The sequence below is a fragment of the Chitinophaga varians genome (genome assembly GCF_012641275.1).
GTDB classification, from domain to species: Bacteria; Bacteroidota; Bacteroidia; order Chitinophagales; family Chitinophagaceae; genus Chitinophaga; species Chitinophaga varians_A.
Genome location: NZ_JABAIA010000002.1, coordinates 238,791 through 264,493, shown reverse-complemented (window position 1 = coordinate 264,493; position 25,703 = coordinate 238,791). Strand labels below are relative to the sequence as shown.

The window sequence follows — 25,703 nt, the reverse complement described above, 5'->3', positions numbered from 1 at the left end:
CCGGCTGCGCAAATAACAACGGCTTCTGCCCTTAAACTTAACGGACAGGTAAAGGAAAAGTTCTGGCGGCCGGAACTTTTAGGCACAAAAAATGTTCCTCTAAGTAACGTAACTTCCTGTTCCATATCATTTATTCATATGTCCATTCAGGTTATCACCAGACCACGATATTTTTGTTGGCCGTTGCTGGCATTACTATGGCTGTGCATCGTTTTGCCTGCCGCCGGTCAGCGGAGCAAACCGAAGACACCTGCGCCTGACACCATTCATATGGCGGTTATTGACAGTGCCACGATCAGTAAAAACATCAGTAAGCTGGCGCGCGACAGCACCAAGATGAAGAAGTCCGATACCGCCGTGGCCGTGATCATCAACAGGATAGAAGGTTACACTTTGCTGCTCAACCAGCTGATGAGCAGCCTTCGACGTGGGTTTGATACTGCCAGCATCACCCGGGAGGTGCCACTGGTAGATACTTCCCTTGCCCTCATCAAAGAAAATATTGCAGGGCTGGACCGTACTCCCAACATCAATGATATTTACACCAACAAGGTGATGCTCGAACAGTTGCTACGTAAGCTGAGCGGCTGGCAGAACAACCTTTTCTCCAATTATAACGCCCTGGTGGCCATCAACGATACCCTGCACTCCCTTCGGCGCGACACCTCCATGCGTAATATTCCCGCAGAAGATGAGCTTTATGGTTTTTATATCGGTCAGCTTACCCGCCTGATCAACAAATACCGCGTGGTAGACAGCGCCAACAAAGTAAGTCTTGTTAAAATGGGGTTGCTGCAGAACAGGATCGCCAACCGGTACATCGACGTGTCCAATCTGCTGGAAGACAGTGACTATCAGCTGGAGCAGTTCTCCGCCAATATGTTTACCCGCGACTACCGGTATATCTGGGCGCCGCACCGTGACAGTATCAATCCGCTGGAGTTTTTCCCTGTCGCCCAACGGTCGTTACACAAAAGCACACGGGTATTGAGCATCTTCTTTTCCATCCAGTGGCCGATCTTCATTGTATGGGTATTGCTGGCGTCGCTGTTTGCCTGGTGGATTTATGCCAATGTGCGGCGTATCCGGCGCAACCACCCCGAGCAGGAAGCAGAAGCCATCCTGCAGCACGCGCAGTACGTGTACCGTCATCCTGTGGCCAGCACCGTTATTTTTGTAACGACATTATCGTCCGTATTTTCCGTGCGGTACCCGATCCTGTATACCGAAATCATCTGGGGACTGACGATGTTCGCCCTTACGTATCTTTTCCGGTCGCATTTTCCGAAGGTATTATACCGCTACTGGCTGATGCTGATGGCGCTACTTTTTGTGTATTGTGTCAATAACCTGTTGATCGAAGTGACCTATGCCGAGCAATGGGGACTGCTGATCTGCGCCGTCCTCTGTATACTGCTGGGTTTGCGGCTGCTGAAGGAAACGTCGCTGACCACCTTCGCCCATCCGAAGTATACGGCCCCCACTATTAAACTGTTTATTGGCACTTCCGCTATTTCCTTGCTGCTGGTCATATTTGCGCGGGTGGGCAGTGCCAAAATATTCGGCTCCAGCGCGGTGGTGAACACCGTCATGGCCATGAACCTGTACGTGCTGGTGAAAATTATGCTGGAAGCGGTGTTCATCCAGGTAGAAGCCAATAAAAACTCCAGCACCTTTATTTCCTTCATGGACTACCAGGACGTGCAGACCAAGCTGAAAACATTTCTGACGGTACTGGCTTTTGTAGGCTGGCTGATCATTATAGCCCGCAACCTGTACCTGTATGACGCTATCTACGAAGAGATCAGCAATATGCTCTCTGCCACCCACCACATCGGTAATTCCGACTTTACTTTCAGCAGCGTGATCATTTTTATGCTTGTCATCTGGGTGGCCTTTGTCGCTTCCCAGCTGATAGCCTATATGTTCGGCAATACCGGTCAGAGTGCCAGTCCCGCCCAAAAGCCACGTTTCGGCTCTACCCTGCTGTTGTTACGTCTTGCTGTACTTGCCGGCGGTATATTACTCGCCTTCGCCGCTTCCGGTATCCCGATGGACAAACTGACCATTGTGATAGGTGCGCTTAGCGTGGGCATAGGCTTCGGTTTACAGAATATTGTCAACAACCTGGTGTCCGGTATTATCCTGGCTTTCGAAAAACCTATCGAAGTGGGTGATGTGATAGAGGTGGGTCCCCGGTCCGGCGTAGTGAAAGAAATCGGTATCCGTTCCAGTAAAATCTCCGCCTACGACGGCTCTACCGTAGTAGTTCCCAACGCCGACCTTATCTCCCAACAACTGATCAACTGGACGATGACCAACCGTGTGCGTCGTGTTAACTTCATGCTCGGCGTAGGCTATGGCAGCGACATCGCACAGGTGACCAATATTATCAAGAGCGCCTTCTCCGGCCAGGAAGGTATTCTGACCACACCCGAGCCGGTCGTACAGCTTTCCCAGTTTGGCGATAACGCCGTTAATTTCCAGGTGTATTTCTGGATTTCCGATCTTGGCAATGCCGGCACCTTACAAAGCAAAGTGCTCACTTTCATCTACGACGCCCTCAACAAAGCCGGTGTAGACCTGCCTTTCCCGCAACGGGACCTGCATATCCGCAGCATCGATGAAGCCGTGCTGAACAAGTGGAAAGTCAATAAGGAAGCGGAATCGGGGCCATCAGACGATAAGCCGGCGGAGAACGAAGAAAAAAAATTGTAAAAAAACGGGCTGTACATTTTGAATTTTCATTTATTAGCCGTTATCTTTGCACTCCCGTTTTGAGAATGAGAATTCAAGACAGACAGGAAATGGCGAGGTAGCTCAGGTGGTTAGAGCACAGGATTCATAACCCTGAGGTCTCGGGTTCAAGTCCCGATCTCGCTACAGGTTAAAAGCCGCAAATTCTTTATAAAAAGGGTTTGCGGCTTTTTCGTTTGGGAGAAGTGATCTTTGAATGATCTGACCATCTTTCAAACAAAACATCTATCTTCGGGCTATTCTATACAAGCGAATTCTAGTAACTATTTTTATACAAAAGTTATTATCATAGTTAGAAAAATGCTTTGCACGTTTTTGTCTCCTCTTTAAAAATGACAATCTATTTTTTAATTCTTCCGCTTACTTTTTGTCGATTGTAAAATTATTAATAGAGAATCTCATTTCACAAATATCGATCATCTGATCACGTCTGTCAATCACCAGGTCAATTTACACACGAGTAGCTTTACTAATGCTTATCCATGATGATGTTGTTGTTTGCCCACCGCGTCGTAAACAGTATATATTATACTAAAATAAAATTCATTATAACTTTTTGCCCGATTAACATTACATTTTAGAGAATAACTCAACCTGTGCATTTGATAAGATTTTTTTGCCAACTAAAAAATTGGCTTGCATTTAAGAATGACTTATATTTCCTTTTATATTCACTTCATTTATAGATTGTCAATGATTCCCAAATAAAGATCAACTATATCCCGTTTATGTTAACTGTCATGCGCAAACAGCATTTCATGATAATATTCGTAGAGCATATACACCACCCAAAGAAACCATTCAGATTTATCACCAAAACACTAAATACATTTTATCACAATGGCCAAAATAAATTTAGACGCTTTAATTCAAAGAGAAGATTTTGAAGTACAGGAAACTATCAACCCTGGTAAAAAGAAAGAAACAATATCAATTGAGGACTTAAAAAATGATTCCTTTTTCTTTTCCAATATCCGAAAACCAGACTTTCAACGAGAAACAAACGAGTGGGATGCAAAAAAGATTGCCGATTTCATTGAAAGCTTTTTAGACGGAGATTTAATCCCGGCGCTTATATTATGGAGAAGCCCATCTGGTTATGTTTTCGTAATTGACGGCTCCCACCGCCTCAGCTCTTTGCATGCATGGATTAATGATGATTACGGGGATGGGGAAATATCAAAAAAGTTTTATGATAGCGTGCTCCCTGATGATCAAATACAACTTGGTACAGCAGCAAGAAAGCTAATTACCAAGAGAATTGGTTCATATAAAGACTTCAAATTAGCATTGGAAAGCCCTGAAAAAGTAAAACCTATCATTGTTCAAAGAGCAAAAAACCTCAGTGCACTAGCTATCCAGCTGCAGTGGGTGGAAGGAGACGCCAATAAAGCCGAAAGCTCCTTCTTTAAGATTAACCAACAGGCTGCACCCATTAACAAAACTGAGTTAATACTTCTTGAGTCAAGAAAGAAGCCTAACTGTATAGCAGCACGAGCGATAATAAGAAGCGGTAAAGGACATAAGTATTGGTCCAGCTTTGCTCAAGAGAATCAAACAAAGGTCCAAGATCTGGCAAAGGAAATTAATTCCATTCTTTTCACCCCCCTTTATCAAATTCCGATAAAAACACTTGATATTCCAATTGGTGGCAAAGTTTATTCAGCTTCAACACTTCCATTAATCCTGGATTTTGTTAATATTACCAACAATATACCTGACAATTTCAGAGAACAGCTTCCTGATGATGAAACCGGAGATGCTACCATTCGCTACCTGGAAGGTGTTCGAAAAATAGCTAACAAAATAAATAGCAATCACGCTTCATCACTTGGATTGCATCCAATAATATACTTCTACTCTCATGATGGGAGACATAAAGTAGCATCATTTTATGCAACAGTCTCTTTCATAATGGATCTGGAACAAAACAGGCAGTATAAAAAATTCATAACTGTAAGAGAGTACTTTGAAGCTTTTTTATTAAAATATGATTACATAGTACAGCAAATTGTCAGAAGATATAGAAGCGCCCTAGCCAGTTTTCCCCACATCAAGGATTTTTACTTCGAGATCATTGACCAATTGAATATTCCAGGAAATACCATTGATCAAGCTGCCGAAAATTTAGTAAAGAAAGAAACTTACCGTTATTTATCACTTTCAACAGAACGAGAGTCAATAGAGTCAAAAGACTTTAGCTCAGAGAGGAAATCTGCCATTTACATCACCAATGCATTGAGTACTGCTCCTAAATGTGGGATCTGTAAAGGACTTATCCATAGAAACTCAATTTCTATTGACCACAAACAACGAAAACAGGACGGAGGCTTAGGTACTATAGACAATGGACAACTGACACACCCATATTGCAATACCGGAATAAAAAATTAGACTATTTGGTAGTGGAATGGTGGATAAAATTGGTTTAGATTATTACGGGAGTTGTACCGCCACGATTAGGAAAATCTCGCATAATGTTTGGTTGGAGATTCCACCCATTCTCGCTACGAAAGAAACAAAAATCCCATAGAATGTAAGTTCTATGGGATTTTTTAGTTTTATACCTGTCTAAATTGCTATTCACCTTTCCATCCAATATGAGAGCAGTTTTGAACCATTTCTTTAAAAGTTTTTATTTGCATTTATACGCCAGGACGATATTGCTTATTCATGCAGTTTAACTCATCAATGCACTCCCCTCCGATGTCAGTTAGCCGCCTGCTCAGGATAAAATATTTTGCTTAATGTTTCATCCAACGCCTTTCCTGACAATGTTTTCCCCACTATAATTCCATCAGGACCGATCAAAAAATTCTGAGGAATTGCCTGGACGCCATATGATTTCGCAGCCGCACTATCCCAAAATTTCAGATCAGAAAGTTGAAGCCATGGAAGTCCGTCATTTTTAACTGCCGCCAACCACAACGCCTTGCTGTCAGACTTATCGAGGGAAATGCCGACAATTGTGAAGTTCTGGTCCTTGAATTTATTGTAGACTTTAACCAGGTTTGGGTTTTCTGCCCTACATGGCCCGCACCAGGAAGCCCAAAAGTCGACCAATACATACTTGCCACGAAATGACGAAAGTTTAACCAGCTTCCCTTCCGCATCGGGCACTTCAAAATCCGGCGCCGGTTGGCCTATTGCAGTCACTCTCATTTTATCCAGGTTTGCGGCCACTTTCTTACCTTCCTTAGTATTTTTAATTTTGAATGATAAACCGTCGAACAAGGGCTTCACTACATCATAGCGTTGTTCGTAAGCTACTTTGGGAAACAATTCCAGGCTGAGCATTGATGCAGGATGGGACCTGATGAACTTCATATAGGCATCTTTGGTCATGTCACTAAACCGCTTCCGAAAGCCTTCCAGTCTGGCCTCGTAGTCCTTCGTGGCCTGCGGTGATACCTTTCCTGTCATGAATTGCCTGTCTTCATCGGTCATTTGTGCAAAGCCGGCATCCACCAGGCTATTAAGATCACTATAATCATTATTCCTGGGCGTTCCGGTTACCTGAACTCCTTCTACTGTAGCTCCGTTCGTTTTAACATGAATGTTACCCGGCTCAAGATAAACGGGTACCTGTTCGAGGCTGTTAGTTCTCCCAACGCCTTTCGTATCAAAGATTAATGTAGCGGATACCGGCGAAGTGGACGCCCTGCCGGCAAATCTGAAAGCACCATTCTTCAATTCAACGGAATCAATAATAGCTTTACCCTCCATCGTATACTCCAGGTATGCCTTTTCAGGAGCGTTGCCCGTGCCATATTTGCCATTGATAGTAAATTTATTATTACTCTGGGCGAAAGCTGTCAACGGCACTATTGACAAACCGGCTATAATTAACTTTCTCAATTTAAACAGGATTAATTAGGATTCAGAAATCGAATTATAATAAGAATGACAATGGGTGATTAAATCCGTTACCACCAGGAAAAACGCCTCTCATTTAGTCAAACAGTTCCATCAGCTTTGCTTCCAGCTCTTTCCCATGGAGATCTTTGGCAACAATTACACCTTTGTTATCGACCAGAAAATTCCTGGGAATAGCTTTAATCTGATATTTCTTAGTAACAGGAGAATCAAATCCCTTCAGATCTGCCAGGTTTGTCCAGGTATAACCATCCTTCTCTATTGCCTTTTTCCAGGCAGCAGCGTCCGTATCGAGAGAAACGCCAATTACACCCAGTCCTTTGGCCCTGTACCTGGCGTAAAGCGGAACAAGCGCTTTTGCCTGCATTCTGCATGGCGAACACCAACTGGCCCAGAAATCAATAAATGTGTACCTATTATGGGAGATGATTGTTTTGGTATAGATTTTTTTCCCTTTTACATCCGGCAGCGAAAAGTCCTCATACTGTACTGTTTCCTGTATACCCGGCGCCTGTATATTTTTTTCATTTTCAGCAGTAACAGTAATGCCGTTAGCATCATTGACAATCAGCGTATACTCCTTTGAGGAAGGAGGAAGACACATTTGATTATTACATGCCATATACCTGATCCGGAAATGCAATACTGTCTTCTCATCTGCCTTGAGTTTGATAGTTTGTGAAAACGTAACACCCTTCGCGTAATAAGCCACCGTTTCCCCGGCAACAGAAGCTGCTCCTTTTTCCTCCATCTCTCCTATCAACTGAACATTCGGATTTTCTCCCCAGGTAATGGTAGTAGGCATTCCCATCCCTCCATCATAAGACTGTGGATAAATATGAAATGGTTCGTTGATAGACGCCACGAAGGCAATCTTAAAAGTGAGCGGCGCTATTGAGTCGCTTTGGAACTTCCATGAAACCGGGTGATTGTCCTGCGCAATGCCGGACAAAGCTGCCAGACTGGTCAATATCAAAAAAATCGCTCTTCTCATAAATACTTTTTGCAGGGTAAAAGCCACATTCGTTTAAATTCAGTTATTAATTGCATTACCCTTTATACCGGGATTTTGTGATCTCCACCATGGACTTCAGTTTATAGTACTCCCTGTCTGTAGAACCAGCGTAACCAGAACTAAAGAATCTTATATTGCCCAATGGGTCAAATATGATTTTAGTGGGTGTTCCCTGGACATCAAAGAACTTGTTTTCCTCATCCTGTAAAACATCGAGGGTAATTCCTTTTTTCTTCACGAAAGTTTTCACGGTAGCCCTGTCCTCAAACAGGCTTACCACAAACATTTGAAATACATCTTTTTTATAATCTGCCACCACACGTTCAAATCCGCTGAAGGCAGCTACGCATGGGGTACATCCTGTAGACCAGAAATCAAGGGCCAACACCTTGTTCCTATAATCCTTCAGATGAACTACTTTTCCGTCCAGGTCCGGCAATGATAACTCTTCTACAGGTTTCGTAGCGTGGAAAAGCGTAAACATTTTACCATCTCCTCCCGGGGTTGGAACTGCACCATCGAGCGTTTTTTTCGGTGATGCTATGTACAATTTTTCCACTTCCTTATAACAGTGATGGTATGCTTCATCTTTCAGGGATTTAAGATATTTCTCAAATCCGTTTTCGGTACCTTTTACCTTTTTATATATCAACCTGAATGTATTAACCATAACCGGGTTTGACTCCGCCTCCCTGAATGCTTTACTCAGGGTATCGAATGCCACCTGGTACTTTCCCGCAGCAAACATCACTACCCCATACCGGTTCAGGTAGTTGGATTTGGCATCTTTGAAATAGTGCATTTCGCGCATACCGTCTTTTACTTCGGAAGATTTCGCCAATAACTGTAATGCCTTATCTGTATTTCCCAGTTGGGCATTAGTTGCTGCGTTTATTTCCATAACGGCCTGCGTTCTGCCAATTCCATCTTTCAGTGCTCCTGTGTTCAGATCTTCCAATATACCGGCTGACACCTTTTCCACTTCGCCCGGGTTGGTATTTGCATCAAATAGATTATCCAGCGCATAAGTCAGAGACAGGAATTGAAGTACGTTGAATTTTGGCCTGGTGTTTTTATAAAACCAATAACGTTCAAAGTTTCCTTTGGCAAGCCATCCCATAGCCAGCTGCGCACGGTATTCCTCATACATGGATGGTTTGGCGGGGTCTATTGGATTTGCTTTCAGCATTTCATTGTATTGCTTCTCCTGGTCTTCCACGTTTACTATGGAAGTAAAATCCTGAAAGTTATACTTCGCAGATGGCGATTGCTGTGCGAAGACGGAACCGGAAATCAGCAACAGCAAGATTAACTTTTTCATTTTCATCATATTCAGATTAAACGGTATTAAAAATTTTGAATTATTACGATTAAATTTCCTGGCAGGTAAATACGGAACAACTGCAGGCTGCCATTGACTTACCAGTTCTATTCATTTTCCACCAATCCCTTGTTTGCGGCCAGCATCCTTTCCCCGAACTTCAGGGCAAATCTCGCGGGCCTGAGCGTATAGGTAGCCACTACGTTGCCGGCGTCATCATACAGTTTATGTGTGTAGTTAACTGTATTGCTGTAAACCGGGTCAACTGAAAGCCGGCGCATATCCCACCAGCGCATGCCGGAGGTGGCGAATTCACGAATACGTTCATCAAGGATATAACGGACCAATGCTTCTTTGTTTTCGGCTATATTAGCAGGTACCGTGGCGATATTGGCAGGCATTCTTTTGGACCGCAGCACTTCGAGATCGCTCTTTGCCCCCACAAGGTCGCCGGCCCTTGCTTTAAGCTCTGCGCGCATCAGGTAGAGGTCAGGTAATGAGGGGCCGATTTCCAACCCGGAAAAAAGTGATGCGGAGTAGCGTCTCATTCCTCCCGGGAAGGTTTTGTCGGGATTAAACATTTCAGTTCCCGAGAACAGTTTCAGGCGTTTATCTGCCGGATCGTACAAGGCAGCCGTTTCCGGAGAAAACACATAGGTATTGGCTTGTTGCAGCTGAAAATTAATCATACTGAGATTGTATATCACCTGTGCGTTATTGGCAGCCAACGGATAATTTGAAAGTCCGAAACCGAAGTCAGGAAACCATGAATTATCGTTATCAGGATCAAGCACTACGTTATAATCGTATAGCGCGAGCGGCACTTCAGCTTTGCCAAGCTCCGCGAATGCAGCATCCACATGTGCGCTGGCCTCGCTGAACTTTGTCATATACAGATAAACACGGCCCAATATAAATTCTGCCGCCAGCCTGGAAAATTTTCGTCTGTGTGTTAATGGACCAAGGTCTGGCAAGGCATCTGTTAAATCCTTTATGATAAAATCGTAACATTCCTGTACAGAGGCCCTTACAAAGGTTGTTTGGGTCACATCTGCCTTTGTTAGCAGCGGCACCCCCAGATCGGTAGCAGCTGTAGCAGCATTATAGGGCAACGAAAAATCATTCAGAAAATAAAGATGGCAAAGCGCCCGTCCCACTTTGGCTTCTGCGAGGATGGCACGTTTTTGCTGATCGGTCCCTCCCTGCGATTGCATCACTTCGTTTATGACTTTATTAAAGGTATAAATGTTGGTCAGTGGCCAGGTTTCATTGGGAAGCTGATCTTCATCATATACCCTTGCTTCAAACCTGAACAGCCTTTGCGTCCTGATCTGGGCCGCATCCATGTAGGTTGCCTGGGCTGCCATTTCATCACCCATATACAAAGACGGAGGGTAGGAAACCTGCAAGCTCACTGCATTCATTAATTGCTCGTAGTCCGGCGTCATTTTTGCCACACGGGAGCCTTTAGGCTCAATTTCCAAAAAGTCTTTGGAGCATGAGGTCTGAAGCATCAACGATATAAACAGAATGGGTAATAATGCCCTATGAATGGATTTCATCATCTTAAGCAGGTTTAATTAAAGAGTAATGTGTGCGCCAACTGTGAATGTACCTTGCCCTATACGGATATTTCTGACACCTGCAGGCGACTGAAACTCCGGATCGATCCCGAATTGGTTCTTTTTCCAGAGCATAAGATTGGATACCTGTGCCCTGAAAGTCAATCCTTCCGCGTGCAGTCTCCGGACCAATGTCTTACCTACATCATAGGAAAGCGTGATCTCCCGGATCTTTGCATAGGACGCATCAAATGAATTCAGGTTGGAGTAGGTGTAGTAATAGATATTTCTGCCGTTGTCGATGGTAGTGTTATAGGCATACCTGGGGATATTGGTTTTATTTTCATCTCCCGGCGCCTTCCAGCGATTAGCAAATTCGGGTTGAAGCGTGTTCTGATAAAGGGGGTCCTGCCAAAAATTATTAAAATCCCGGAACAATACATGTCCTAAGTTAAAGCTGATATTAATTCCCAATTGAAACCGCCTGTAATAAAATGTGTTGAAGAATCCACCTGTCACGATGGGTTGAGAAGTTCCTGCCAAATGAACGTCTTCCGGCTTGGAGCCATTTTTATCAGACAGTATTTTTCCGTCGGCCTGGATGATCTGCGGATCTCCCGCAGCGTTAAGTCCGCCGTTGATGAATTCAAATACAGCGTATGCAGGTTTGCCTTCCATAAAGGATGTTCCAATCATTCCTGTACCGGTTGTAATAGCGGTTGCCGTCGCCATCCTCGTTATCTTATTTTTGTTGTACGACAGGTTCAGGACGGTATTCCAGTTAAAATCCCGGGAAATGACATTAAGCGATGTCAGGCTAAACTCAAATCCTTTATTTTCAAGGTCCCCGTAATTACCGATAACAGTTGCATATCCGGTCAGCGGCGCCGTCATCAATGAGCCGATCAGGTTATTGGTCCTTTTTATATATCCGTCTATCGAACCGCCCAATCTGCCACCGAGCACTGTAAAATCCAGTCCTGCATTATAGACAGTGGTTCCCTCCCAGGTGAGCCTGTCGTTGCCGGGAGTTCCTATAACCAAACCAACTCCTGTTACATAGTTTACGTTCGATGAGTCTTTCAGGATATCGAATGATGCTGCCTGAGCAGGCTTGGGTGCATTACCTGTTATGCCATAGGTAAATCTCAGGTGGAGGCGGTCCAGCCATGTAAATGATTTCATAAAATCTTCCCTGTTCAGCAACCATTTACCGCCTATGCTATAAACGGGCCTGTTCTGAGCAGCTTTGGCAAGACCGAATAAGTTGCTCTCATCAATCCTCCAACTCGCATTCAGTGCATACTTCCATTGGTACATGTATCCCAATGTAGAATAGTAAGAGGTGGTCCTTGCGATAGCCCCTTCTCCTCCACCCACATTATTTGATGGCAACACTCTTCCCAGCAGGCCGGATACTGTTCCGGTAATCCCTTTCATGAGTGTATCAATATTTACCGGACGGGAAACCTGCAACTGATCATCCCATCCATAGTAAGTAGCGTATGATGTCAATGGTGTGGAACTTGTAGCTTCCTGTCCTGCCATTACCGTTAGCTGGTGCGGGTCCCAGTTCCGATCAAATATCAGTTGATTTCTTACCGTCCAGTTTTTCTGAGACGCATTATTTACATTGAGCATCCCTCCATCCTTTGGCAACCAATACCTGGGCGTGCTGTTTACAGTTGGTGCCTGTGTAAAACCTACCAGCTGGTCCCTTACCGCGTAACTTTCCTGGTACTGAACTGTCCTGTTGTTTCTTGCAAACGTCTGGTAGCCATAAGTACCTTCAAAGCGAAGTCCTTTCAGCAATTGTAATTTCGCGCTTCCCACCACTCTTCCGGATATACTGCTGCTCTTTGAATATCCCCTGTTAAACTCATCAAGCGGAACGTAGTCCAGGTTAACCCGGCTTCTGGCAGCATAATCAAGCCTGAGAGAATCACTGTAATTTCCCATGAAATTCACCGCCAGCGGATTTCCTGCATTATCGCGGAACCGCTGATAAGGTACGATGGAAACATCCGGGGCCAACACTCCTACACCCAGATTTGAAGTACTTGCTACAGTATTAGTGAGATCAGTGACTACCGATAGCTGTAGTTTTTTATTGAAATTGAAATCCTGTCTGACATTCAACTTATACGAATTGTTCCGTTCACCTGGTGTACTGCTTTGAATACCGGTATAGCTCAGCGATCCATAAAAACTGTAGATGTCGCCGCCTCCTGAAAGGGAAACCGTATGATTAGTTGCGGCTGCATTTCTGTAAAAAATACTGGAAATTTCACTCCTGTTATCGATGGCAGCCAAACTATCCAGCGCCTTGTCCGCCTGCGCACCGGTGATCAGCCCCCGATACTCATTATATTGAATCTGCAGGTGCGGAGGGACCGGAGCAAGGGTCTGTACTGCATTCCAGTTATAATAAGGCGCAAATTGAGGAAAGATTTCTTTTGCGGTAGCAATAAAATCCCTGCTGTTCATTTTCGGGATATAGGACAGATCCGGTTTACCCTGGAAATTATAATAACCGTCGTAATCGACCCGTAGTTTTTGTCCTGTTTTACCTTTTTTGGTAGTAATAACAATTACCCCGTTCGCCGCTTTTGCGCCCCAGATAGAAGCTGCGGAGGCATCTTTCAGCACAGTTATATCCTCAATATCCTGTGGATTGATATTAGCGATGGGATTAGAGGTGTTCATAATATTACTGCGGGATGCGTCACTGGTATTATCACCCGGTAATTCCACACCGTCTACCACGATCAACGGCGATCTGGTGGAGTTGAGGGAAGTCAGACCCCGAACCAGCAACGGCTCTCCGCCCGGTGCATTGTTTACCACCAGGCCGGGCACAAGCCCGTCCAGTCTTTGAAGAATATTGGTACTGCTGGACCTGCTGGCAACAGTGCCCATGTCCACTTTCGCCACTGCCCCCGTATTCCGTTCCCTGGTAATATTCTGATAACCTGTAGAAACAATTTCGATAGATCCCAGCTTTTGTTCCGAAGGCGCCAGAATAACGGAAATCATTTCCGCATCGTTCACCTTCACCTCTTTTTCATTGAACCCAATGAAGCTTATTATCAACACTGCGCCTTTTTCCGCTTCTATATGAAACGTTCCCTTTTCATCACTCACAGCTACTACCTGGCTGCCTTTAATACGGATGGTAGCCCCGGGCAGCGGGTTTTTATCAGAGTCCGTGATTAATCCCGACACTTTCGTTTTAGGCTCCGCAGCAGCGGATAAATTTCCATTTTTATCGGATGCGCCAATATCTTTGCGCATCACTACCACATTCCCCTGCTTTATCTCGAAAACAAGTTTCTCCGGCTTTAAAATGGCGGCAAGAAAATCATCCAATGGCATCTGCTGTGCTTCAATAGTCACAGGATGCGCATTCTTAATATGTTCATCATTATAGAAAACAGTTACTCCCGTCTGTTTCTCAATAATTTTAAACACGTTACGCAAAGGCTCTTTGTGTAATTTGGCAGTGATAGATTGCGCCAGTCCTATGGCTCGTACCTGAATTAGGAAAACAGTTAGTAAAACAAAAGTTAGTTTCATCGTAAACCCTATTTTGGTTGATATTGGACGGCAGGAGAACCCACGCCAGGGTACTCCCAGCCTCCACGGCTGGTTTAAAGCAGAAAAACGCATACTCTCTAAATAATTTTGGTTGGTTTTTGTATTTACATACCAGATCATTACCGGAGATATACCGGCATGCCTGTTCTTTACTAAGCGGCCTGCTCAATGCGTTATTAATAATACCTGATAAAGGGCTAGTGAATAGCCATCAGGGAAGTATAATTAATGTCCTGTTACCTTCCAGTTTGTAGTGAAGTCCCACGTTGCCCAGAAAATACAGAACATCGGTAAAGGGAAGGCTCCTCTTAATAGTACCGCCCAACTGTACTTTCGGAATTGTTTGCGGATAAATTACTTCAATATCATACCACCTTGCAAGTTGCCGCATAGCCTCTTCCAGCGGAACATCATTAAAGTCAAAGACGCCGTTTTTCCAGGCAACAACCGAAGCCGCATTTACATCGTCAAAAACCTGAACAGGTCTGTCTCCGGTGGTTGTGAGCGCCTGTTGTCCGGGCTTCAGCAGTTTGTTGGCTGCCCCTTTCATTGATACCCGTATCGCTCCATCCAGCAGCGTGGTTCGAACGGATTCCTCATTGTTGTATGCATTCACGTTAAAACTTGTTCCGAGCACTTCAACAGAAGTTCCGCCGTTAACCTCTACCCTGAAAGGAATAGAAGGGTTTTGGGCTACTTCCATGTACGCTTCTCCGGTAACACTAATAAGTCTTTCCTTGCCCGTGAATACTACCGGGTATTTAACGGAGCTTTCCGCGTTCAACCACACGGCGGTCCCATCTGATAACCTAAGCCGGAACTGCTTTCCCTTCGGGGTGGATATTGTATTATACTGAACTTCCGAACCTGTTTTTTCGTACTCAAATATCCCATTGGCGACTTTGGCAACTGTCCCGCCCTGTAATGTTATCCGGCCATTTTTAACAGTATCCAAAAGTACCTGTGATCCGTCTGATAAGGTAATCAGAACGCCGCTTTGCCCCTGTTGCACATTTGATATCGACTGCACAACACCAGTTGGTACTTCCGCTTGCTTTTGGTGATATAAATAATAGGTACCAACACCCATTATCAATGCCACAGAAGCCGCTACCGTCCAACTCCATTTTCGTATGAACGGATTCCTGTGACTAACATGCATACCCTTCCCTGTTTCCCTATCAACAGGAACCTCTCTGCCGGGATAGCGATCCAGGATATTTTTGATCATCGTTTGCTGCCGGACTTCACTAAAAAGACCTTCATCCTCTATTTTTCCCCACATGTCCTCCAGTACAGGAATGATTTCCTGTTCAGTGGAAGCTGATTGCAACATATCAATAAGCTCCTGTCTTTCTGCTTCGGTAAACTGGTCATCTGACCATCGCTCCAATAGGTATTTTAGTCTGCTATTCACAGTCAATCAATTTATCTCAACAGATATGATCCACCTTTATCTTAGGAGAAGGTTTCTGTAAAAAAGGGGGTATTCCAATGGAAAAAAAATTTACAATTTTATAATCAGGAACGAAATTATGATTGGCAGGCCATTATTCCTGATGTAGTCAGCGATAGAAGAAGAAGCAATCTGGAGGTATTTTTTTACGGTTTCCCGGCTAATCTGCATTTCCTCTGCTATTTCGGCATATTTTTTCCCTTCTAACCGGGCAAGCGTCCAAACCTTCTTTTGCTGCGCCGGGAGCCGGTCAACCGCATTTTTCACTAATATATCGTACGCTTCCTTTAAAGAGGCCTCGTCCTGTGCCTCCAGGCCGTCGGCCGCAGTTTGTGTAATTTGATGCCACTCCTCCCGTTTTTTGTACTCCCTGTCGATGTTCTTCAGCATCCTGACTGCATGATGCCGCGAGATTACGAACAACCAGGAACGAAAGCTTTCCACTTCTCTCAGAGATTCCCTTGTCAGCCATAGCTGAGTGAAAATTTCCTGTACCACATCGGAAGCTATATCCTGATCTTTGGTAATTTTGACCAGGTATGTAAAAAGAAGGCCGGAATACGCTTTCACAAGCATAGCAAACGCCTGCTCGTCCCCTTCAGAGATCTGTAGCAGCAGTTGGCGGTCACTGTTATGTTTAATGCCTGACAATTAATAAGTTGATTGATCCGAATTAGCCACAATGTTATAAAAAATTTCACACAGTTAGTATTAGTCTTTGGCTCATAATATAACTTCGGCAAATCAGACCTGTGATCATTCAGCCAGTAATCCGGTTGCCGGCTTCAGGATGGTATCAACGGGGCTGAACAGGAAACCTGAGGAAGTGACATAATAAAAGCTACCAAAAGTATGATCACCGGTATTCTGCGGGATCGCTTCATTGTATTTTATTCCCCGAAATAACAGCAGTGGCCTCAATTTCAAGTAAAACATCATCCCGAAATAACCTGCTCACCTGCACCAGCGTGCTGGCCGGCGGATGTTGTACATCCACATATTTATCCCTGACTGCGCGAAGTGTTTTCAGATTTTTGGTGTCCAGTATGAAATAGGATAGTTTCACGATGTCCGACATCTTTCCGCCGGACGCTTCTATAATTTTTTGAATATTGACAAAAACCTGCTCTGCCTGTTGCTCAAAATTATCTTTTCCTACCAGTTCCCCTTTAACATTCAACGGCACCTGCCCTGAAAGGATGATCATTTTACCCGTTCCCAGGTTGATAACAGCTGCCTGTGAATATCCGTTGGGTTTAGCCACTTCTGAAGGATTTATGAGGTGAACTGTTGACTTGTCCGATTGGGCGTTGGCAAACGATGTAACCAACAACAGGGTTACAGCTACTGAAATGAATTGTTTTCTCATAGCGTTGGATAGTTTATTTCAAGATAGCTATTTATGGGCGATTGATCATCTTCAACTTGTTGTCATTAAGTTTTTAAATATATTGTTGATCTAAACCCACAGGTCTGGTTAAACAGTCCAAACATTTTAAAAGTATTTCAAATGGGATTGATCATTTGTCCAAACTGCCGGGAACAGGCATTTACCTGGTCCTATGATGAAGAAAACACTCCCCCTACAACATGGAATTGTTCCAGCTGCAGCTATACTGCATGGGAAGATGAATCCGTTGAGAGGATATGTGTTACCTGCGGTACAAAAAGTGAAATGAGGCTGAAAGATGAAGTCAAAATTTACTGGTACTGTCATGTTTGCGAAAAGACCACGACAATTGCAGAAAAATAGTTCCCTGAATTTTAGAGAAACGCAGAGACCATCGCCGTTAGCAGCACTGTCTTTGTGGTTAAAGCTGTATGCATTGTTCCTGGCAATATGGCCAGTTGCGATGCAGGCATGGACAATTCTCCAAGAGTACCACCGCCCAACAGCCTGAACAACGCCACCGCATGCTCCGGCTGAACGATATCCGCATCGCCGGCAATAATCAACGCCGGCGCCTTTATATGGCTGATGTCATCGGCAGGCCAGTCCTGCAATGCTTTGTTGAAGGCAGTTACTTTAGCCAGATGCCTGGGCCAGTCTTCCGGCCTCGGTGCAGTCCGGAGGTATTCGGTTTCATAGGGTGTGCCTTTCAGGCCTTCAACGGTAAGCAGCGATTCCAGTCCGCCGAGTTGCGGATGACGTCCATTACTATTGAAAGTGCAGGAAGCCAGGATGAGCTTACCAACCAGCGAAGGCTTACGCATGGCGATCTGTAAGGCCACACCAGCTCCGGTGCTATAGCCAAAAAAATCTGCATTGTTTATTTCCAGCACCTGCGATAATGTTATCACATCATCTGCTAATTGCTCATAAGAAAGCGGGCGTTCCGGGATATCGGCAGTATGGCCATAGCCCTGGAATTCGAGGGCTATGACCTGCCTGTCCGCCGCTAGCAGCGGAATGAGGCTTCCAAAAGCAGTACCTACTCCGGAGACGGCTCCGGGCAGCAGGAAAAGAGGTCTTCCCTGGCCATGTACCTCATAGTACATTTTTAATCCGTTTACGTTGGCGTAACTTCCGTGACTATCTACATTCATCATAGCTTTCTGTTTTGTTATCACAAAGCTCGGAAGCAGTACGCAAACGATTCTTGGTTTACACCAACATCAGATTTTTACCTGATTAAATAATTTACTGAAGTTTGTCGGGTCTATGCCCAGATAGGAGGCAATATACTTATGTGGCACCAGTTGCAGCAGCTGCGGGCTTTTCCTGCAAAACGACCGATAACGTTCTTCTATGGTCATGGCACGCAGGTCAATAGGAAGGTCTACCATATCCGCGAGCATGGCTTCTATCATCCGCCGGAAAAGCCTTTCTATTGCCCGGGACTGGTCAAGCAGTTTTTGCAGCTGCTCATAACTGAGATACGCCAATTCACTGTCTGTCAGACAGGTGATAAAATATTTGGAAGGCACCTGAAACGAGAAGGATTCCGCGATGGCACACAGTCCCGGGAAATAGCTGAAGTCGATGACATAGGTTTTATCATCGGTATCAAAGTAAGCCATCTGTACACCGCTCTTGACGAAATACAGCTCCCGCTGGACTTGTCCGGGCACGATAATGGATTCTCCTTTTTTAAAGGAACGAGGCTGTAGATGTTCCGTTAGCAGATTGTAATCCGCCGGACTGATATCATGAAATTGTCTGAAGTAGTTGTAGCGTTCCATACCAGTCGGTCTTGGAACAAAGATAGGCAAGTTCAGCTATAAGGTTGTTTACGCTGGTTTTAAGACATAATTTCCTCCTGTTTTATACCACAACCAATTTTTGTAACTTTGTTGCAAATTTTAACTTTTCACGATGAACAACGAAACCGGCAAACCAGAATTCTGGGAAGCGGCTTTTGTAGAAAAGCAGGAGATGTGGGGCTTTGAGCCTGCCAACTCCGCGATACTGACAAAAGACTTCTTTATTGAAAAAGGCATCAAAAACGTGCTTGTCCCTGGCATGGGCTACGGCCGCAATGCCCGCATTTTCAGGGACAACGGCATGGCGGTGACAGGGATAGAAATATCTCAGACAGCCATCGATATCGCACACAAACATTTTGGCACAGACATGCCCGTGTACCATGGGTCTGTAACGGACATGCCATTTGACGATAAGAAATATGACGGCATATTCTGCCATGCGCTGATTCACTTACTGGACGAAAATGAAAGGGCAAAACTCATCCGTGACTGCTACCACCAGCTGTCCTCAGACGGTTACATGGTTTTCAGCATGATTTCAAAGGCGGCATCCACCTATGGCCAGGGTACGCTCATCAGCAAAGACCGCTACGAAATGTTTGGTGGCGTCAACATGTTCTTCTATGACCAGGAGTCTGTTCATGCAGCATTTGATACTGCCGGATTGTTTGAGATCACTGAAGTAAGCGAAAACTATCCCATGTTTTTAGTGAAATGTAAAAAAGAGGAACGGTAGTACTGCTTTATACCCCAAACTGCCTCAGGTGATGGTCGGCATGTTTGTAAGCGAAAACGCCGATTTGTTCTGTTGTCATTTTACCAAAAAAATCGTGGATAAAGGCGGGATTTGAGTAGTGTTCACATTCTGCGATCAGGTTGATCCATATTTTTTTCTGCTGTTCCACATCACCGCCTTTTTCTTTTACGGCCTGTTTTCCTGCCGGCATGTTCTTCTGCATGGGCCGGTCGTCTTTGGTATTACTTTTCAACGCCATTTTCCCGAATATCCTGCCTAACCATTCCTGCTTGTATGTTGGGTTGTTTTTTCCCATGATCCATTCAAACCATATGGTGCAGTGTTTGGTCATCTGCCAGACGTCCATTTTTCCCCATTGCGCCTTGCTGCGGTCATTGAGGGTATCAATTCTGTTTATTAATTCAGTCCGTGTGGAGTGGTCAAATATTGTCTTCATGGCTAAAATTATTGATGGACTGTAATGAAAAGTAATTTCCGGAATCGTCCTTAAACAAGGCTTCTGTGCCATAGAACTCTTTTGTGGGTGGTTTCAGGAATTCCACTCCTTTAGCCTTTAGTTCTTCATAGGTGGCGAAAATATCTGTACAGGTGAGCACGCCACAACCAAATACCCCTTGTTTGATCAGGGTGATGAGCATGTCTGCCGTTTCCTGGGGAAACATTTTGCTTACTTTTACCGGGAAAAGGACCAGTTGCAAATCGGGCTGTTCCGGCGGTGATACCGTCAGCCAGCGGGTATCCGGTCCCATAGCGATGTCATCGATCAATTTAAATCCCAGTTTGTTAACATAAAAATCGTAGGCGCTGTCCTGGTCCAGTACATGAATATTGGTGACGGTCATTTTAGTAATCATAGTCTTCGTTTTTGTTACTGAAACAAAGATCAACAACTGCCTAAATATTCACCTCTTCAAAATTGCTATTTTTCGAGCCAGCCATGCTGGTAGGCATAACAGGAAGGGACAAACGCGAGGGGTTTCTCACTGATTTTCTTTTTCATGGCTTTATGGCGGGCTGCATAGGAAGACGGAGACTCTCCCGTTATCTTTTTAAATAGGCCGCTAAAGGAGGTCAGGCTTTGAAAGCCAACCGAAAAACAGGCTTCCGCAACCGTTTTATCTTCTTTTAACAGTTCCCGGGCCTTCTCTATTCTTACCGATTTGAGATATTGGTGGGGTGTTTTGCCGTAGGCCGATTTAAAGAGCCGGATAAAATGAAACCTGGAGAAATACGCTTCATCAGCTATATTTTCCAGATCTATTTCGTCAGCATAGTTATTGTCTATAAACAATTTGGCCTGAACAATACGGATATACAGGTACACCCTCGGATACTCCGGAGTGATGATTTCCCTGTCGTCTCTATTTGTATCTGCATTACTCATAACGTTCACAGCTATCCGAATATACAACAATACCGCGAAATGACCTCAACTTAACAGCTTTGATGGCGCTACCCCGTACATTTTCTTAAACGCAAAAGAAAAATGCGACAAGTCTTCGAACCCGGTTTCAAGGTATACGTCAGACGGCGCTTTCCCTTTTTCCCTTATCAGGAAATGCGCCTCCTGCAGGCGCCGGTGCAGCAACCAGCGGCTGGGGGAAGTATGGAAGATATGTTCAAAATCACGTTTAAAAGTAGCAAGGCTGCGCCCGGTAAGGTAGGCGAAACGTTTCAACTGAACATTAAAGTGAAAGTTTCTGTTCATAAACTCTTCCAGGTCGATTTTACCCGGTTCCCTGAAATCAAACAGGATATCTTTCAGCTTCGGCTGTGTCTGCAACAAGACCATAATGGTTTCCCGTTGTTTGAGCCGTTGCAGGTCATCATTGATCAGGTGATCTCCCTGTACATAGGGCATCAATGAATCTATCAGACTTTTGCACAAGGGCTGGTGCTCCAGTCTTATTATCCCCTCTTCTTCCGCATTACCGGTTGTTGAAGCATGATAGCCGTATTCCAGGCTGAAGCTCTTTAATGTTTCCTGATCGAGATAAACGGAGATGGTTTTAAAGACCCCGTCTTCCAGGGGCTCTTTCAGAAATTTCACCAGCTGGTTACGTTTGATAAACCGGAGTTCCCCTTCGTTAAAAACATAGGTTTTATCCGCACTGTTAAGCGTCAGCCGGCCAGTGACCTGGTAACTCAACACATGTTCCGGTATAAACTGCTCCCCGTCCCGGTTACGGGCGTAGTAACAGGAATAAGCGATACGGGATGGATTTGTCTTCGGTTCAGTCATCATCTAAATTACAAAAAGCAGACGGCATGTGGATACCGTCTGCCTCGTTCGTTATTTAATTCTTACGCTGTACACCGGTGCCGACCCACTGCGCCACCTGTGTTTCGGGAAATACCCCGGCCTCGTCATGGTCGGTGGAGAGGCTTACCGGCAGCCATTCTTCCATTTCTGCCTGTCGTGCTTTGTCGGCATTTTTCAGGAGACTGATTGCCTCGCTGCCCAGTACCAGGTGTAACGGTGGTGCGGGATGTTGTGCCAGGTCTACCATGGCTTTGGCAGCCTTAACGGGATCGCCTACCGCCACGAACTTCCCTTCTTTGAAGTAAGCAATACGTTGGCTGACAGTCTCATAAGCCGCTATTTCCGGGGCATAGGTCATAGAAGCGCCGGCCCAATCGGTGCGGAAACCACCGGGTTCCACGCTGGTCACGTAAATACCCAGTGGCCCGGTTTCTTTGGCCAATGCTTCAGTGAAGCCGCTCAGGCCGAATTTGGCCGCCTGGTACATGGTCAGGCCGGCATTGCCCACTCTCCCGCCGATGGAGCTGATCTGTAATATTCTGCCACCACCCTGTTGGCGCATGTAAGGCAACACTGCGCGGGTGATTTCAATCGGGGCATACAGGTTGGTTTCCAGCTGGCCGCGTACCTGTTCAGCGGTGTAGGCTTCCGCTGCGCCTATAATGCCAAAGCCGGCATTGTTGACCAACACATCGATGCGACCGAAATGCGCTACCGCTGTGGCCACCACCTGATGTACTTTTTCATAGTCGGTGACATCCAGTGCCAGCGGTAATATCTGATCGCCGTATTGTTGTACCAGCTCGTTCAATTGACTGATGTTGCGCGCAGCAGCTGCGACTTTATCGCCGTTTTGTAATACGGCTTCTGTGAGGCACCGGCCCAGTCCGCGGGAACTGCCGGTAATAAACCATACTTTTTCCATTTTTGGTGATTTTTTAATGATACCTCAAAGGTACACCGGTGGTGAGCCCGCAGCTTTGTTGTATGGCTCAAAGATGGTTTGTTGAAAAGCTCATGGCAAATTGGCCATAAGTACATTTATTCAGTGGGTCTTGGCCAAATTGAAATGACAAAATTTCAACCTGTCAGTTGTCATTTTTTCAAGAAAAATGACAAAATGTAATTACTTTTTTTGATGGCACACCACTTGAAAAGCCATTTTTAAAGCAAGCACCGTCAAGATTGCGATACCTTATCACATGACTTTGTGTTTAACCTTAAATTCAAAATCATAAGAACTATGGCAAACAATTTAACGGCCACTCCACTCCATGACAGGGTCATCATCAGGCCCGCACAGACAGAAGAAAAAACCAGTGGTGGTATCATTATCCCCGATACTGCCAAAGAGAAACCACAACGCGGCGTAATTGTAGCTGCCGGTCCCGGAAAAAAAGACGAACCGGTAACCGTTAAGGCCGGCGACACTGTCCTTTACGGTAAGTATGCCGGTACGGAAGTCCGCATCGGCAATGAGGATTTACTCATCATGCGTGAATCCGACATTCTCGCTATTATTTAATTGAATGTTTTCATTTATTTAAAGAACAAATCCTATGGCAAAGCAACTTTTCTTTGACGTTGAAGCAAGAAACAAAATGAAGAAAGGCGTTGACACATTAGCCAACGCCGTGAAGGTTACACTGGGCCCTAAAGGCCGTAATGTAGTACTGGAAAAGAAATTTGGCGCCTCCCATATTACAAAGGACGGCGTTAGTGTAGCCAAAGAAATAGAACTGGAAGACCCCATCGAAAACATGGGCGCCCAGATGATTAAAGAAGTAGCTTCCAAAACAGCTGATGTTGCCGGTGATGGCACTACCACTGCCACTGTGCTGGCACAGGCCATCATTGGGGAAGGACTTAAAAACGTGGCTGCCGGCGCTAATCCGATGGACCTGAAACGTGGCATCGACAAAGCGGTGGAAGCTATTGTAGCAAATCTGAAAGAACAGGCGCAACCGGTTGGCCATACCGAAGAGAAAATCCGTCAAGTGGCAGCCCTTTCCGCCAACAACGACGATACCATCGGTAAGCTGATCGCTGAAGCCTTCGGCAAAGTAGGCAAGGAAGGCGTTATTACCGTGGAGGAAGCCAAAGGCACCGATACCACTGTAGAAGTGGTGGAAGGCATGCAGTTCGACCGCGGCTATCTGTCGCCCTACTTTGTGACCAACACAGAGAAAATGCAGACAGAACTGGACAATCCCTACATTCTCATCTGCGACAAAAAGATCAGCTCCATGAAGGATATCCTTCATATCCTGGAGAAAACCGCCCAAAGCGGAAGGCCGCTGCTCATTGTAGCAGAAGACCTGGACGGGGAAGCACTGGCCACACTGGTAGTCAACAAACTCCGCGGAACGCTTAAAATAGCGGCTGTTAAAGCTCCCGGATTTGGCGACAGAAGGAAAGAGATGCTGACCGACCTGGCCGTGCTCACAAAAGGCACTGTGATCAGCGAAGAACAGGGCTACAAACTGGAAAACGCAGATCTCAGCCACCTCGGCACCGCCTCTTCCGTTGTCATCACCAAAGACACCACCACCATCGTTGACGGCCACGGCAACAAAGAAGATATCGATGGCCGCATTGCGCAGATAAAAGCGCAGCTCAGCACCACTACTTCTACCTATGACAAGGAGAAACTCCAGGAAAGGCTGGCTAAACTCAGCGGCGGCGTAGCTGTATTGTATGTAGGCGCCGCTACGGAAGTGGAAATGAAAGAGAAAAAAGACCGTGTGGACGATGCGCTGCACGCTACCCGCGCAGCCATAGAAGAAGGCATCGTACCCGGCGGCGGGGTGGCCTATGTACGTGCGGTGGCGGCCCTGCCGGAATTAAAGGGACTGAACACGGATGAAAACACAGGCATCGCGCTCGTAAAACGGGCAGTAGAAGAACCGCTGCGCCAGATCGTTGCCAACTGCGGCATGGAAGGCAGCGTGGTAGTACAAAAAATAAGGGAAGGCCAGGGTGACTATGGCTTTAATGCCCGCACTGAACAATATGAACCATTACTTCAGGCCGGCGTTATAGACCCAGCCAAAGTAACCCGTATAGCACTTGAAAACGCCGCTTCTATCGCCGGTATGCTGCTTACCACCGAATGTGTGGTGGCCGACAAACCGAAAAAAGAAGTTCCGGCGGCCGTTCCTGCCGGTATGGGAGGAATGGACTATTAAAACTCAAAGGTAACGGAGGGACTCTTCCCTCTGTTACCGTCTATTTTTTCCGGCCTGCAAAACGCACTACCGCCCCTTTGCCAACATGAAACTGTCCTTCATTCAACAGGATTTCTTCTTCCTCCAGCATCAGGATATCATAGTTTCCGAAATAAGTGGTGATCTCTTCTTTTGAATACAGGTCGTCTGTTCCATCAGGGCCGCCTACACGAGGGTTTGCAGCCTTAAAACCCCGATGCTGTTTACTGAAAGCTTCAAAAATAATGATGCCTCCCGGTTTAAGATAACTGTCCAGCTGTTGATGGAACGGTGCTTTTTTATCGCCGGCAAAGTGTGCGTAAATCAGGCCCATGGCATCGAAGGAAGCTGCTTCAAACTGAAGGTCTTCAAGGTCGCCCACAATATAATCCAGCGACACCTGCCGTTCTGCGGCCAACTGCATGGCTTTCACTTTTCCGGCTTCGCTTTGATCGAAAGAGGTCACCTGCCAGCCTTGTTGCGCGGCAAACACGCCGTTGCGGCCTTCTCCGTCGGCGGGCATCAGTATAGTGCCGGGTGTGAATTTGGGCAACCATTCCCTGAAGAATTCATTCGGTTCCTTTCCATAGACAAAAAAATCGTTTTGGTATCTTTCATCCCATTTCTGTTTCATAGCCAGGTTATTTTTCTTCAAAGGTACGGTGGCCCGCCTGGAAAGGGACAGG

Annotated in this window: 21 protein-coding genes and 1 tRNA gene; 6 read left to right on the top strand and 16 right to left on the bottom strand. The window is 45.5% G+C overall.

Annotated elements, in window-relative coordinates; translation table 11 throughout:
• The first annotated feature begins 138 nt into the window (after window positions 1-138).
• From HGH92_RS15605 to HGH92_RS15595, 3 genes are all read left to right on the top strand, one after another.
• Window positions 139-2,718 (top strand): mechanosensitive ion channel family protein, encoded by a 2,580-nt coding sequence (locus HGH92_RS15605; RefSeq protein ID WP_168871730.1) that lies wholly within the window; start codon window positions 139-141, stop codon window positions 2,716-2,718.
• A 91-nt stretch (window positions 2,719-2,809) separates the two neighbouring features.
• Window positions 2,810-2,883 (top strand) — tRNA-Met (locus HGH92_RS15600).
• Between the two features lie 714 nt (window positions 2,884-3,597).
• Window positions 3,598-5,151 carry a DUF262 domain-containing protein gene (locus HGH92_RS15595; protein WP_168871729.1) on the top strand — a complete coding sequence of 518 codons (1,554 nt, stop codon included), beginning with the start codon at window positions 3,598-3,600 and terminating at the stop codon, window positions 5,149-5,151.
• A gap of 315 nt (window positions 5,152-5,466) precedes the next feature.
• On the opposite strand, the gene HGH92_RS15590 is transcribed toward HGH92_RS15595, so the two are convergent.
• The 10 genes from HGH92_RS15590 to HGH92_RS15545 form a co-directional block, all read right to left on the bottom strand.
• Complete coding sequence (locus HGH92_RS15590) at window positions 5,467-6,615, bottom strand: TlpA disulfide reductase family protein (protein WP_168871728.1); 1,149 nt, start codon at window positions 6,613-6,615, stop codon at window positions 5,467-5,469.
• 94 nt (window positions 6,616-6,709) lie between these two features.
• Window positions 6,710-7,627 carry a peroxiredoxin family protein gene (locus tag HGH92_RS15585; protein WP_168871727.1) on the bottom strand — a complete coding sequence of 306 codons (918 nt, stop codon included), beginning with the start codon at window positions 7,625-7,627 and terminating at the stop codon, window positions 6,710-6,712.
• 55 nt (window positions 7,628-7,682) lie between these two features.
• On the bottom strand, window positions 7,683-8,969 hold the full coding sequence (locus HGH92_RS15580; RefSeq protein WP_168871726.1) for a TlpA family protein disulfide reductase: 1,287 nt from the start codon (window positions 8,967-8,969) through the stop codon (window positions 7,683-7,685).
• Between the two features lie 107 nt (window positions 8,970-9,076).
• Entirely contained in the window at window positions 9,077-10,534 is a 1,458-nt protein-coding gene (locus HGH92_RS15575) for a RagB/SusD family nutrient uptake outer membrane protein (RefSeq protein ID WP_168871725.1), read from the bottom strand.
• Window positions 10,535-10,549: 15 nt separating this feature from the next.
• The gene (locus HGH92_RS15570) at window positions 10,550-14,107 is read right to left on the bottom strand and encodes a SusC/RagA family TonB-linked outer membrane protein (protein ID WP_168871724.1); all 3,558 of its coding nucleotides are present in this window, start codon (window positions 14,105-14,107) and stop codon (window positions 10,550-10,552) included.
• Between the two features lie 232 nt (window positions 14,108-14,339).
• Window positions 14,340-15,545 carry a FecR family protein gene (locus HGH92_RS15565; RefSeq protein ID WP_168871723.1) on the bottom strand — a complete coding sequence of 402 codons (1,206 nt, stop codon included), beginning with the start codon at window positions 15,543-15,545 and terminating at the stop codon, window positions 14,340-14,342.
• A gap of 90 nt (window positions 15,546-15,635) precedes the next feature.
• The gene (locus tag HGH92_RS15560) at window positions 15,636-16,235 is read right to left on the bottom strand and encodes an RNA polymerase sigma factor (RefSeq protein ID WP_168871722.1); all 600 of its coding nucleotides are present in this window, start codon (window positions 16,233-16,235) and stop codon (window positions 15,636-15,638) included.
• A gap of 229 nt (window positions 16,236-16,464) precedes the next feature.
• Entirely contained in the window at window positions 16,465-16,953 is a 489-nt protein-coding gene (locus HGH92_RS15555; protein ID WP_168871721.1) for a RidA family protein, read from the bottom strand.
• Window positions 16,954-17,348: 395 nt separating this feature from the next.
• A complete protein-coding gene (locus HGH92_RS15550; protein ID WP_168871720.1) occupies window positions 17,349-18,134 on the bottom strand; it encodes an alpha/beta fold hydrolase in 786 nt (261 codons plus the stop codon).
• Between the two features lie 66 nt (window positions 18,135-18,200).
• On the bottom strand, window positions 18,201-18,767 hold the full coding sequence (locus HGH92_RS15545; RefSeq protein WP_168871719.1) for a Crp/Fnr family transcriptional regulator: 567 nt from the start codon (window positions 18,765-18,767) through the stop codon (window positions 18,201-18,203).
• A 133-nt stretch (window positions 18,768-18,900) separates the two neighbouring features.
• Between HGH92_RS15545 and HGH92_RS15540 the strand changes: the two genes are divergently transcribed.
• Window positions 18,901-19,527, top strand: a complete 627-nt coding sequence (locus tag HGH92_RS15540; protein WP_168871718.1) for a class I SAM-dependent methyltransferase — start codon at window positions 18,901-18,903, stop codon at window positions 19,525-19,527.
• A gap of 7 nt (window positions 19,528-19,534) precedes the next feature.
• Here the strand turns inward: HGH92_RS15540 and HGH92_RS15535 are convergent, their stop codons facing one another.
• The 5 genes from HGH92_RS15535 to HGH92_RS15515 form a co-directional block, all read right to left on the bottom strand.
• Window positions 19,535-19,984, bottom strand: coding sequence for a DUF1569 domain-containing protein (locus tag HGH92_RS15535; RefSeq protein WP_168871717.1), 450 nt, complete (start codon window positions 19,982-19,984; stop codon window positions 19,535-19,537).
• Window positions 19,968-20,402 carry a VOC family protein gene (locus HGH92_RS15530; RefSeq protein ID WP_168871716.1) on the bottom strand — a complete coding sequence of 145 codons (435 nt, stop codon included), beginning with the start codon at window positions 20,400-20,402 and terminating at the stop codon, window positions 19,968-19,970. The genes HGH92_RS15535 and HGH92_RS15530 overlap by 17 nt, the downstream gene beginning before the upstream one ends.
• Window positions 20,403-20,467: 65 nt before the next feature.
• The gene (locus tag HGH92_RS15525; RefSeq protein WP_211092654.1) at window positions 20,468-20,932 is read right to left on the bottom strand and encodes a helix-turn-helix domain-containing protein; all 465 of its coding nucleotides are present in this window, start codon (window positions 20,930-20,932) and stop codon (window positions 20,468-20,470) included.
• A 45-nt stretch (window positions 20,933-20,977) separates the two neighbouring features.
• On the bottom strand, window positions 20,978-21,793 hold the full coding sequence (locus HGH92_RS15520) for a helix-turn-helix domain-containing protein (protein ID WP_247654955.1): 816 nt from the start codon (window positions 21,791-21,793) through the stop codon (window positions 20,978-20,980).
• A 52-nt stretch (window positions 21,794-21,845) separates the two neighbouring features.
• Complete coding sequence (locus HGH92_RS15515; RefSeq protein ID WP_168871715.1) at window positions 21,846-22,736, bottom strand: SDR family NAD(P)-dependent oxidoreductase; 891 nt, start codon at window positions 22,734-22,736, stop codon at window positions 21,846-21,848.
• A gap of 318 nt (window positions 22,737-23,054) precedes the next feature.
• Here HGH92_RS15515 and groES point away from each other — a divergent pair, with 318 nt between their 5' ends.
• The gene (gene groES / locus HGH92_RS15510) at window positions 23,055-23,336 is read left to right on the top strand and encodes a co-chaperone GroES (RefSeq protein ID WP_168807040.1); all 282 of its coding nucleotides are present in this window, start codon (window positions 23,055-23,057) and stop codon (window positions 23,334-23,336) included.
• Between the two features lie 34 nt (window positions 23,337-23,370).
• A complete protein-coding gene (gene groL, locus HGH92_RS15505; protein WP_168871714.1) occupies window positions 23,371-24,999 on the top strand; it encodes a chaperonin GroEL in 1,629 nt (542 codons plus the stop codon).
• Between the two features lie 40 nt (window positions 25,000-25,039).
• On the opposite strand, the gene HGH92_RS15500 is transcribed toward groL, so the two are convergent.
• Window positions 25,040-25,651 (bottom strand): class I SAM-dependent methyltransferase, encoded by a 612-nt coding sequence (locus HGH92_RS15500; RefSeq protein WP_168871713.1) that lies wholly within the window; start codon window positions 25,649-25,651, stop codon window positions 25,040-25,042.
• Window positions 25,652-25,703 lie beyond the last annotated feature (52 nt).